This window comes from Proteus sp. G2300, assembly GCF_009915965.1.
Lineage (GTDB): Bacteria > Pseudomonadota > Gammaproteobacteria > Enterobacterales > Enterobacteriaceae > Proteus > Proteus vulgaris.
The window spans coordinates 23,243-35,466 of record NZ_JAABNK010000005.1 but is presented as its reverse complement, the minus strand read 5'-3'; the positions used below and the strand labels follow the sequence as shown (position 1 = coordinate 35,466).

The following is a 12,224-nucleotide window of genomic DNA, read 5'->3' as shown; positions in this document are numbered from 1 at the left end:
TCCTTTCTGCCATCATATTCATTAGGAAGGCGAATCCATTACATCATCACCACATCAAATTGCTCCTGACTATAAAGTAGCTCAGTTTGCACTTTTACTTGTTTACCCACGAAAATTTCAACCTCAGCTAATGCATGAGATTCATCACCTTTTAAGGCTTCAGCAACTGCTGTAGAGGCATAAACTAGGAATCTATCCGCATCAATTGTTTTATGTACACGCACTATTTCACGCAAAATTTCATAGCAGACTGTTTCGACTGATTTTACCGTACCTCGTCCTTGACAAGTTGGGCAATCATCACAAAGCACATGTTCAAGGCTTTCTCGTGTTCTTTTACGTGTCATTTCCACTAAGCCGAGTTGAGAAAAACCGTTAATTGTTGTTTTCACCCTATCTTTACTTAGTGCTTGTTCAAGCGATGCCAACACCCTGCGTTTATGTTCATCATTATTCATATCAATAAAGTCAATAATAATGATGCCACCTAAATTACGTAACCGTAATTGTCGAGCAATAGCTTGGCTTGCTTCAATATTAGTATTAAAAATGGTTTCTTCTAAATTTCGATGACCAACAAATGCTCCCGTATTGATATCAATAGTGGTCATTGCCTCAGTTTGATCAATAATCAGATAACCGCCTGACTTCAATTCCACTTTACGCTCTAAAGCTCGTTGAATTTCATTTTCAACACCATAGAGATCAAAAATAGGTTGGTTCCCTTGATGCAATTCAAGCTTAGCAGTTAACTCAGGAATATATTCACCAATAAATTCCTGTAGTTGATGATACGTTAATTTAGAATCAACACGTATGCTATCTAATTCAGAACCAGCAAAGTCACGTAAAATACGTTGTGCTAAAGCCAACTCACCATAAATTTGAATGCGGGTTTTATTTCTTTTCTTGCGCTCAATAATTTTATTCCATAAGCGTTTAAGAAAAGCGGCATCTTGTTTAATTTCGTGCTCACCTACTCCTTCAGCGGCAGTACGAATAATAAAACCACCATTTTCATCGCAATATTCTTCAACCAATTGTTTTAAGCGTTCACGTTCTTCTTCACTATCAATTCGTTGAGAAACTCCCACATGAGAGGCTCCAGGCATAAAAACTAAGTAACGAGAAGGTAACGTAATATCGGTGGTCAGTCGGGCACCTTTGGTTCCGAGAGGATCCTTAACCACTTGTACAATTAAATCTTGGCCTTGATGGACTAATTGCGCAATATCACGAACATTAAATTTCTTCTGCTCTTCACCTGCAATACATTCAGTGTGAGGCATAATATCAGAAGCATGTAGAAAAGCGGCTTTATCTAGCCCGATGTCAATAAATGCAGCTTGCATCCCGGGTAATACGCGACTTACCCGACCTTTGTAGATGTTTCCGACGATACCTCGTTTCGCTTCTCTTTCGACATGAATTTCTTGAAGTATGCCTCCGCGAATATAAGCAACACGAGTTTCAGATGGCGTCACATTCACTAATAACTCTGCTGTCATGAAATATCCTTCTCATTAGCTAGAGACGAAAATTGAGCTATCAATGCTTCGGTTTCAACAAGTGGCAATCCGACAACAGCATGATAACTCCCCTCAATCCGTTGAACGAAACGGCCTCCTTTTCCTTGAATACCGTAAGCACCAGCTTTATCCATTGGCTCTCCTGACTCAATATACGCGCTAATCTCACCCTCTGTCATCTTTCTAAAAGTGACGTGCGTGACAACTAATTGACTCAATGTATGTGTGCTATCAGAGACCGCAATTGCCGTCATCACTTGATGAGTTGCACCTGAAAGCGAGCGTAAGATTTGTGCTGCATGGGCTTTATCACGCGGTTTTTCAAGAATATGACCATCATAAACCACAATGGTATCAGAGCCTAAAACAGGATAATCATAGGGTGCTTGTCGCACACCTTCTTGTGATTTTTCTTTCGCCAAACGAAGGACATAATCTTCTGGTGTTTCACCTTGTTGCCAAATTTCATCAATAGCCGGTGTGATAATACTAAATTCAACATCTAATAACGCGAGAAGTTCACGTCTTCTTGGTGAGCTGGATGCAAGATAAAGCGTGGTCACAGATAATATCCTCATGACGGTAACGCAAAAAGCCGCCATGAGCCAATTAACTTAGTGAACTGAAAACTGGTGACGGACTTTGCGAAGTAAAAAATAAAGCCATGGCCAAAGAATACCACTGACTGGGCTATTCCAGAATACTTGAGGGTGAAAAGTCACGGGTGAAAGTAAAAATTCTGCCCAAAATACAGCGAGATCGACAACGACAACACTTAACATCACCACCAGTGCTTGTTGCCACAAAGCTAAATTACAAAAAAGCTGATATTTGAAAGCAATCACATAACTCACTAACGTATAGGCCAACGCATTAACACCCAAGGTCGTTCCTTGGACTAGGTCCATAATCATACCTAATACAAATGCAGTTCCGACACTGACACGATGAGGAATAGCCGTTATCCAATAAATTAGAAACAACATTGGCCAAATAGGTCGATACACTTCTAATTGTTCTGGCCATGGCATAATTTGTAAAACTAATGCGATAAGAAAAGAGAGCCAAACAATCCAACGTCCACGACTTTGATAAGGATTCATCGAGGTTACCTACTTCTTGTTGTACTAGGTGTAGCAGGTGTTGAGACCGGCGGTGGATTCTTGTTACTTGCCTCTGGCGTATTCTCTAATGGCTCTTGAGACATAGAACGAGGGAGCGGAGGCCCCGCTTGTTCATAATTAGGAAGAACTTGTGGCATCAGTTGCATTAAACGCTCATTCGCCGCGTGATACACCTCTGAAGGCAACGGAGGTTCTCCAGTTTTATCTGATGCATTCCATAATAAAAGTAAATAACGTAAACGTTGTAATTCAGCAGAAGGACGAACATTAATCACAGAGTAAGCGCGTTGATTATCAACCTTAACAGAAGCAACAACACCAACTGGATATCCTTCAGGAAAACGTCCACCAAGTCCCGATGTTACTAAAACATCACCTACACGAATATCAATATTAGCAGGTAAAGCTTCTAGCAATAAATCATCAGCACACCCCGCACCAGAAGCAATCACACGAATATCATTGCGTAAAACTTGTACTGGTAATGCATGAGAAGTATCACAAATTAATAGTACTCGACTCGTGAGCTCACTTACGGCAATGACTTGACCTACCACGCCTTTATCACTAATAACAGGTTGTCCTTCATAGACGCCATCATTGGTTCCTTTATCAATAACCACTTGATCTCGATAAGGCGTACTATTACCAGATAAAACTTGTGTAACTGTCATTTGTTCATTTTGACGAAGAGGTGAACCAAGTAATTCTCGTAAACGGGCATTCTCTTGCTTAAATTGCTCTAATAATTGGCTTTCGCCACTGCGAACTAACAACTCTTTTCTCAAAGCCTGATTTTCAAATTGTAAACGCTCACGTGTTGCAAACGTTTCAGAAATTTGATCAAGAAAACGACGTGGACCATTTGCAAGAAAATAGAAGGGACTAACAGCAGTATCAAGATACTGGCGGACTTTAGAAAATGCACCAATACGGTTATCAGCAATCAATAAAGAGATAGCAATAACCACGGCGATTATTAATCTTAGTTGCAGGGAAGGGCCCCGACTAAAAATTGGCTTCATAAACTCTAAGATCACTCACACGGAGAAGTAAAAGAACAGGTGTTAATATTCTCACCAAGGGGGAATCCATTCTCCCTTGTTAGAATTAATCTCAATCTTCGCTAAACAGATCGCCACCGTGCATATCGATCATTTCTAATGCTTTACCACCGCCACGCGCAACACAAGTCAATGGATCTTCAGCAACAATTACAGGAATACCAGTTTCTTCCATTAACAAACGGTCAAGGTTACGTAATAACGCACCGCCTCCCGTTAATACCATGCCTCGCTCTGAAATATCAGACGCCAATTCTGGCGGACATTGCTCTAATGCAACCATAACCGCGCTGACGATACCCGTTAATGGCTCCTGTAATGCCTCAAGGATTTCATTAGAGTTTAATGTAAAGCTACGAGGTACACCTTCTGCAAGGTTACGACCACGAACTTCAATTTCATTAACTTCATCGGAAGGATAAGCAGAACCAATATCGTGCTTAATACGCTCAGCAGTTGCTTCACCAATCAGTGAACCATAGTTACGACGCACATAGTTAATGATGGCTTCATCAAAACGGTCCCCTCCGATACGGACAGAAGAGGAGTAAACCACACCATTCAATGAAATAACTGCAACTTCTGTTGTACCACCACCGATATCAACCACCATTGAGCCTGTTGCTTCAGAAACAGGTAAACCTGCACCAATTGCCGCAGACATAGGCTCTTCAATTAAAAATACTTCGCGAGCACCCGCGCTTAATGCAGATTCACGAATAGCTCTACGTTCTACTTGAGTTGCCCCAACAGGAACACAAACCAATACACGAGGACTTGGACGCATAAAGCTATTGTTATGAACCTGTTTTATGAAGTGCTGAAGCATTTTTTCGGTTACATAAAAATCAGCAATCACACCGTCCTTCATTGGACGGATAGCAGCGATATTCCCAGGTGTACGCCCTAACATCTGTTTGGCTTCATGCCCTACAGCAGCAACACTTTTTGATGTGCCAGCGCGATCTTGACGAATAGCGACAACGGAGGGTTCATCGAGAACAATACCCTGCCCTTTGACATAAATAAGGGTATTGGCGGTACCCAAGTCAATAGACAAATCGTTGGAAAACATGCCACGAAATTTTTTAAACATACGAAAGGATAATCCTGCAAGCCGGGACGGAAAAATCCGTCTACTCTATCAACCACAATAAGCAGCGACAAGGCGCGATTCACTACTTAGATTAAAGTGGACACGTAAATAATCATAAAGGCACAATATTCTACGTTACTTTTCCCAATTGGAGCAGAAAAAAACTGCATAAAAATGGGCTAATTAGAACGATTAACGCATAATTTCAATCCTACGCTATTCATATTTAACTTATGTAACAATACAAACAACGCTTATATCAATAAAGAAAAATCTCACTTCGTTGCCAAACTGTGACTCAAAAGCATCACTGCAAGTTCAAATAAAATTTATTCATTTAAATAAGCACTCTGTCTCTATTGATATTAAATAGTGTTTCACCGACAAAACTTGACGGAGAAAATAATCAAAGTACCCACCTCGAATACTTCAAAAACAATGCATTATCTTTATTTCGAGTCACAAAGGGAAATGCTTATTTTATCCCATCATCAAACATTAACGGTATTATCTAATAACCAAGATATAAAACTCAGAATAATCTCTGTACCAATAAACGTAGAATCCCCGTTTATACACTAAAAAAGGATTATTTGTCTCATTATTACAATAGATATTGTGCGCAATCACGACGAGATCTAAAAAATCACTTATCATGAAACAAATAGAAATCGATAAGGGGTCAAGATGAAAGCATTAATAGTTGAACAGCAAGACGATAAACTCAATGCCAATGTGCAAGATATCGATGAAAAAAAACTGCCTATTCATGAAGTTATTGTCGATATCCATTACTCTACACTCAATTATAAAGATGGATTAGCGATCACTGGAAAAGGAAAAATATTGCGCCAACTCCCAATGGTTCCAGGTATCGATTTTTCAGGTGTCGTTCATCATAGTGAAGATCCTCGTTTTCATATTGGCCAACATGTTTTATTAACCGGCTGGGGAGTAGGTGAAAATCACTGGGGAGGCCTTGCTCAAAAAGCAGGTGTAAAAGGTGATTGGCTCACCGCTGTACCTGAAGGGCTTTCTTTAAAAAATGCCATGATAATTGGGACTGCGGGTTTTACCGCGATGCTTTGTGTAATGGCACTAGAGCAAGGCGGTGTCACTCCTGAAAGTGGTGATATTTTAGTCACTGGAGCCAGCGGTGGTGTCGGAAGTACCGCCATTAGTTTACTAACAGCATTAGGTTATCAAGTTACCGCACTAAGTGGCAGAGCAAGTAATCATGACTATTTACGCAAACTTGGTGCCAAAAATATTATCACTCGTGAAGAATTTGAACCCGCGGGAAGAGCTTTAGATAAGCAACGCTGGGCAGGTGCAATTGATACCGTAGGTGGGCAAATTCTTGCCAATATTCTGTCACAAACAAACTATAACGGAACAGTAGCGGCTTGTGGGTTAGCGGGAGGTTTCTCTTTACCAACAACCGTGATGCCTTTTATTTTACGTAATGTTCGCTTGCAGGGTGTCGATTCTGTTTATTTCCCTGCAGAAAAACGTGCCCAAGTTTGGCAACGTTTACTGAAATTACTGCCAGAAACGTTCTATCAACAGGCGATGACAGAAATCGCACTTGATGAAGTTCCACGTTATGCCCAAATGATTATGGATAATCAAGTCACAGGAAGAACCTTAGTAAAGCTCTAATTTAGAGATTTTATCTGCTTATTTCTGGCATTAATTCACCTCATTTAATGCCAGAATAAACTTCTTTTCGTGTGAAATGGATGTTAATTTGTGACGCAGATCACATTTGCAACATATATTGAGGATCTATCTCAAAGAAGCACAGATTTCCAGTGACATCAATAAATAACGTGATGTTATGATTATTTTTTAATCGCTTGTTTATTTCACTTTCAGACGTTTACAATCCCGTAAAAACTTTTAACTTTTCATCAAAATAAACCCTTCCTTCCCTGATTAGACCAGTATTTTGCTGTTATCTTCTGTGAAATGTCTATAATGTCGGACTTTGTGATATGTATCGTAACATTGGATACAATAAAAGATGACAAAACGAAAAGCACAGGTTATTTTGTCATTTCGTTGACGAATTGACGGAGATAGAAGCATAATGTCGGAAAATTTTCATATTTTGCTCCTGAATGGTCCGAATTTAAACCTGCTTGGAACAAGAGAGCCGGAAACCTACGGACACTTAACTCTGGATGATATCGTTCAAAGTTTGTCAGCAGATGCTCAGGCATTAAATGTGAAACTCAGCCATTTTCAGTCGAATGCTGAATTTGAGCTGATAAATAAAATTCATGCAGCTCGGGGAAATGTCGATTACATATTAATCAACCCAGCCGCTTTCACGCATACCAGTGTTGCGCTGCGTGATGCATTATTAGGGGTGAATATTCCATTTATTGAAATTCACCTATCCAATGTCTACAGTCGAGAGCCTTTCCGCCACCATTCATATCTCTCTGATATCGCAACAGGCGTAATCTGTGGATTAGGTGCAGAAGGTTATCGGTTTGCTTTACAGGCAGCGGTCAGCCGCTTGTCTTAATAAAAAACATCAAAAAGAGTACGGAATCAACTCATGGATATTCGTAAAATTAAAAAACTGATCGAGCTAGTCGAAGAGTCTGGCATTTCTGAACTGGAAATTTCTGAAGGTGAAGAGTCAGTACGTATTAGTCGTAACTCTGGCCTACAAGGTCAAATGGCTCCTCAGCAATATTTTGCGGCACCAGCGGCACCTCAACCTGCATTAGCAAATGCAGTTGCGCCTGTAGCGCCAGAAACACCAGCAGCTACACCAACGCAAGAAATTAGCGGTCACGTTGTTCATTCACCAATGGTCGGAACGTTCTATCGCTCACCAAGCCCTGAAGCTAAGAAATTTGTTGAAGTCGGTCAGCAAGTCAATGTCGGCGATACTCTGTGCATCGTTGAAGCAATGAAAATGATGAACCAGATTGAATCTGACAAAGCGGGTGTTGTTAAATCTATCCTTTGCCAAGATGGCGACAACGTTGAGTTTGACGCTCCACTCTTTGTTATCGAATAACGAGGCAGGTCCATGCTAGAAAAAATCCTCATTGCCAACCGTGGTGAGATAGCACTGCGTATCCTAAGAGCATGTAAAGAGCTTGGGATCAAAGCAGTTGCAGTTCACTCCACGGCAGACCGTGATTTAAAACACGTTCTGCTGGCAGACGAGACTATCTGTATTGGTCCCGCTGCTTCAGCAAAAAGTTACCTAAATATCCCTGCAATCATTGCAGCAGCAGAGATCAGTGGCGCACAAGCTATCCATCCAGGATACGGCTTCCTATCTGAAAATGCTGATTTTGCAGAGCAAGTTGAACGCTCTGGCTTTATTTTTATCGGTCCAAAAGCTGAAACCATCCGCCTTATGGGTGACAAAGTTTCGGCTATCGAAGCGATGAAAAAAGCAGGTGTTCCTTGTGTACCAGGATCAGATGGTCCTTTAGGTAACGACTCGGCAAAAAATATCGAAATTGCTAAACGTATTGGCTACCCAGTTATCATCAAAGCCTCTGGTGGCGGTGGTGGACGTGGTATGCGGGTTGTTCGTTCTGAAAAAGATCTGGAACAATCCATTACAATGACGCGTGCGGAAGCAAAAGCCGCATTTAGCAACGACATGGTATACATGGAAAAATACCTTGAAAACCCACGCCATATCGAAATTCAAGTCATGGCTGATGGTCAAGGTAATGCTATCTATTTGGCTGAACGTGATTGTTCAATGCAACGCCGTCACCAAAAAGTGGTTGAAGAAGCACCAGCACCAGGTATCACTCCTGAAATTCGTAAAAATATTGGTGAACGCTGTGCGAACGCCTGTATTGAAATCGGCTATCGCGGTGCGGGTACCTTCGAATTCCTGTATGAAAATGGTGAATTCTACTTTATTGAGATGAACACCCGTATTCAGGTAGAACATCCAGTAACTGAGATGATCACTGGCATCGACTTAATTAAAGAACAGTTACGTATTGCATCTGGCTTACCTTTATCAGTAACACAAGAGCAAGTTAACGTTCATGGTCATGCTGTAGAATGCCGTATCAACGCAGAAGATCCAAAAACATTCATGCCGAGCCCTGGAACGATCACTCGCTTCCACTCACCGGGTGGATTTGGCGTACGTTGGGAATCGCATATTTACGCAGGTTATACTGTTCCGCCTCACTATGATTCAATGATTGGTAAATTGATCACTTACGGTGAAACACGCGAAATCGCGATCTCTCGGATGAAAAATGCCCTGGCAGAACTTATCATTGACGGTATCAAAACCAATATTGAACTGCACCAGTTCATTATGAATGATGAGCAATTCCAAAAAGGTGGTACAAATATTCACTACCTTGAAAAGCGTTTAGGTTTAACTGAGAAGTAATCCTCCTCACTTAACCAGAAAAGGCATAGTTTAATCACTATGCCTTTTTTATTGCTGATCTTCTGATGAGTATTTAATCGGAAACCCTTTAGAGAGTTTTATTTCTCTCATAACACTCAACAGAGACAAGGTTATAATTCCTTTAAAAACAATAAGATAATTATTTTTAGAATTCATCAGTGACCTTATGACTAATTTTTCACTGAATCAATACTCACTTTCCCGTACAATCCATCCATTCATTTTTAACCCTATTAAAATTGGGAGAACAGATGGACAAACGTTTTGTTCAGGCCCACAAAGAAGCCCTTTTAGCCCTTATTTTAACTTTTATCTATTTGTTGGGTTGGTTGGTTACCGCCTATTTACCGGATAACACACTTGGCATTACAGGTTTACCTATTTGGTTTGAGCTTTCATGTTTATTTTTGCCTGTTTTGTTTTTTTTGCTGTGCTATTTGATGGTGCGTTACTTCTTCAAAGATATGCCATTAGGAGATAAGCATGACGATGCAAATTGAGGTTATTGTGCCATTGGTTGGCTACCTTTTGCTGGTTTTTCTCCTCTCAGCATACGCCTATCGTAAACGCGAAAAAGGCGAGTTTCTCAATGAATATTTTTTAGGTAATCGGTCAATGGGAGGCTTTGTGTTAGCCATGACCATTACCGCCACTTACGTCAGTGCGAGTTCTTTTATTGGTGGGCCTGGCGCTGCTTATAAATACGGTATCGGTTGGGTATTACTCTCAATGATCCAGCTACCTGCAATTTGGCTTTCTCTAGGGGTCTTGGGGAAAAAGTTTGCCATTTTAGCCCGCCGTTATAATGCCGTAACCTTAAATGACATGCTATATGCACGTTACAAAAGTCGTTTTCTTGTTTGGTTTGCCAGCTTAAGTCTATTAGTTGCCTTTGTTGGTGCCATGACAGTACAGTTTATCGGAGGCGCACGTTTATTAGAAACCGCAGCTGGTATCCCTTATGAGTTTGGTTTGCTTATTTTTGGGATCTCCATTGCACTGTATACCGCAATCGGTGGATTTAGAGCCAGCGTATTAAACGATGCTTTACAAGGCCTTGTGATGCTACTTGGCACCTTTATCCTGTTGGTTGCCATTATCTATAAAGCAGGTGGCTTGGATGTTGCGATACAAAAACTCAATGCCATCGATCCTGCATTAACCTCACCTCAAGGTGCAGATGGCATTCTAACGGGGCCTTTTATGGCTTCATTCTGGGTGCTGGTCTGTTTTGGTGTAATAGGCTTGCCGCATACTGCGGTACGTTGCATCTCTTATAAAGACAGTAAAGCCATGCACAAAGGGATCATCATTGGCACTATCGTGATGTCTCTCTTAATGTTTGGTATGCACTTTGCGGGTGCATTGGGTCGGGCGCTCATTCCTAATCTTACCGTTCCCGATCAGGTGATCCCAACATTAATGGTTGATGTATTACCGCCTTTTGCTGCTGGTATTTTCCTTGCGGCCCCTATGGCTGCCATTATGTCAACGATTAACGCTCAGCTTTTACAATCATCAGCAACTTTGGTCAAAGATCTTTATCTTAATCTTGCCCCTCACGCGATCACAAATGAAAAGCGTATAGCCCGTTTATCCAGTCTTTCGACCTTAATTTTAGGTGTATTACTGCTGTTTGCTGCATGGGACCCACCATCAATGATAATCTGGCTTAATTTACTTGCTTTCGGTGGTTTACAGGCAGTGTTCTTATGGCCTTTAGTTCTTGGTCTTTATTGGGATAAAGCGAATCGTTATGGCGCGATTGCGGGTATGATCACAGGTGCCACACTCTATGCAACTCTCGCCACATTTAATATTCAAATCGCAGGATTCCACCCTATTGTTCCGTCACTGTTATTCAGTTTAGTGGCATTTCTTGTTGCTAATCGATTTGGAGAGCATACTCTGCCACAATCAGCATCATTACAGTGAATTCGTTTTTTAAAGAGATTAATTATGCCTTGGATACAATTAAGACTTAATGCAACCGCCACTAATGCAGAAGCTATTGGTGATGAGTTAGTTGAAAGCGGTGCCGTTTCAGTGACATTCCAAGATAGTCACGATACACCTATCTTTGAACCTTTGCCGGGTGAAACTCGTCTATGGGGTGATACTGATGTTATCGGTTTATATGATGCAGAAACTGACATGAAAATCGTTGTGGCTATGCTAGAAAATACGCCACTGCTAGGTCAAGGCTTCCTGCACAAAATTGAACAACTTGAAGACAAAGATTGGGAGCGTGAATGGATGGATAATTTCCACCCTATGCGCTTTGGTGAACGTTTATGGATTTGCCCAAGCTGGCGAGAAGTACCTGATCCTAACGCTGTCAACGTCATGCTAGACCCTGGTCTTGCGTTTGGTACAGGTACCCACCCTACAACCTCATTATGCCTTCAGTGGCTTGATGGCTTAGATTTAGAAGGTAAAACGGTTATTGACTTTGGTTGTGGCTCTGGGATTTTAGCGATTGCGGCCTTGAAGCTAGGTGCAACAAAAGCGATTGGTATTGATATCGATCCGCAAGCCATCCAAGCAAGCCGTGATAATGCACAACGTAATGGTGTATCTGACGCACTCACACTGTATCTTGCAAAAGACCAGCCCGATAATCTCAGTGCTGATGTTGTCGTGGCAAATATTTTAGCGGGTCCACTGCGTGAACTCGCACCAGTTATCAGTACACTGCCTCGCCAAGGAGGGCATCTTGGCCTTTCTGGCGTATTAGCGACACAGGCCGACGGTGTTGCTGCTGCCTATGAAGAATTATTTCATTTAGATCCAGTGGCTGAAAAAGAAGAATGGTGTCGTATTACCGGTATGAAAAAATAACAGTGTTTAAATATTAACCAAATCGAGATAATCTCAATACGTTAAAATTTCACTTAATTATTGTTTATCAGGCATTAATCACATTTTTGCCTGATAAACTTTACTTAGTTTCGCTTGTTTATCAATTCTGTATCATCAAATTTTAAA

General features: G+C 41.2%; 12 protein-coding genes. 7 read left to right on the top strand and 5 right to left on the bottom strand.

Annotated elements, in window-relative coordinates:
* Positions 1-38: 38 nt before the first annotated feature.
* From rng to mreB, 5 genes are all read right to left on the bottom strand, one after another.
* On the bottom strand, positions 39-1,508 hold the full coding sequence (gene rng, locus GWI97_RS02510; RefSeq protein ID WP_036933091.1) for a ribonuclease G: 1,470 nt from the start codon (positions 1,506-1,508) through the stop codon (positions 39-41).
* Complete coding sequence (locus GWI97_RS02505; protein ID WP_036933092.1) at positions 1,505-2,092, bottom strand: Maf family protein; 588 nt, start codon at positions 2,090-2,092, stop codon at positions 1,505-1,507. The genes rng and GWI97_RS02505 overlap by 4 nt, the downstream gene beginning before the upstream one ends.
* Positions 2,093-2,143: 51 nt before the next feature.
* Positions 2,144-2,632, bottom strand: a complete 489-nt coding sequence (mreD, locus tag GWI97_RS02500) for a rod shape-determining protein MreD (RefSeq protein WP_036933094.1) — start codon at positions 2,630-2,632, stop codon at positions 2,144-2,146.
* 5 nt (positions 2,633-2,637) lie between these two features.
* The gene (gene mreC, locus GWI97_RS02495) at positions 2,638-3,678 is read right to left on the bottom strand and encodes a rod shape-determining protein MreC (protein WP_036933095.1); all 1,041 of its coding nucleotides are present in this window, start codon (positions 3,676-3,678) and stop codon (positions 2,638-2,640) included.
* A gap of 91 nt (positions 3,679-3,769) precedes the next feature.
* Positions 3,770-4,813: a rod shape-determining protein MreB gene (gene mreB / locus GWI97_RS02490; RefSeq protein WP_023582893.1), complete on the bottom strand. Its 1,044-nt coding sequence runs from the start codon at positions 4,811-4,813 to the stop codon at positions 3,770-3,772.
* A 687-nt stretch (positions 4,814-5,500) separates the two neighbouring features.
* On the opposite strand from mreB, the gene acuI reads away from it, so the two are divergent.
* The 7 genes from acuI (at position 5,501) to prmA (ending at position 12,077) form a co-directional block, all read left to right on the top strand.
* Positions 5,501-6,475: an acrylyl-CoA reductase (NADPH) gene (gene acuI / locus GWI97_RS02485; RefSeq protein ID WP_036933096.1), complete on the top strand. Its 975-nt coding sequence runs from the start codon at positions 5,501-5,503 to the stop codon at positions 6,473-6,475.
* A gap of 430 nt (positions 6,476-6,905) precedes the next feature.
* Positions 6,906-7,349 carry a type II 3-dehydroquinate dehydratase gene (gene aroQ / locus GWI97_RS02480; RefSeq protein ID WP_006535378.1) on the top strand — a complete coding sequence of 148 codons (444 nt, stop codon included), beginning with the start codon at positions 6,906-6,908 and terminating at the stop codon, positions 7,347-7,349.
* 33 nt (positions 7,350-7,382) lie between these two features.
* The gene (gene accB / locus GWI97_RS02475; RefSeq protein ID WP_036933097.1) at positions 7,383-7,853 is read left to right on the top strand and encodes an acetyl-CoA carboxylase biotin carboxyl carrier protein; all 471 of its coding nucleotides are present in this window, start codon (positions 7,383-7,385) and stop codon (positions 7,851-7,853) included.
* A 12-nt stretch (positions 7,854-7,865) separates the two neighbouring features.
* Positions 7,866-9,215: an acetyl-CoA carboxylase biotin carboxylase subunit gene (gene accC, locus GWI97_RS02470; RefSeq protein ID WP_036933098.1), complete on the top strand. Its 1,350-nt coding sequence runs from the start codon at positions 7,866-7,868 to the stop codon at positions 9,213-9,215.
* A 272-nt stretch (positions 9,216-9,487) separates the two neighbouring features.
* The gene (locus GWI97_RS02465) at positions 9,488-9,736 is read left to right on the top strand and encodes a YhdT family protein (RefSeq protein ID WP_036933100.1); all 249 of its coding nucleotides are present in this window, start codon (positions 9,488-9,490) and stop codon (positions 9,734-9,736) included.
* Entirely contained in the window at positions 9,726-11,171 is a 1,446-nt protein-coding gene (gene panF, locus GWI97_RS02460; protein WP_036938694.1) for a sodium/pantothenate symporter, read from the top strand. The genes GWI97_RS02465 and panF overlap by 11 nt, the downstream gene beginning before the upstream one ends.
* 24 nt (positions 11,172-11,195) lie before the next feature.
* Entirely contained in the window at positions 11,196-12,077 is an 882-nt protein-coding gene (gene prmA / locus GWI97_RS02455; protein ID WP_036933102.1) for a 50S ribosomal protein L11 methyltransferase, read from the top strand.
* Positions 12,078-12,224: the final 147 nt, after the last annotated feature.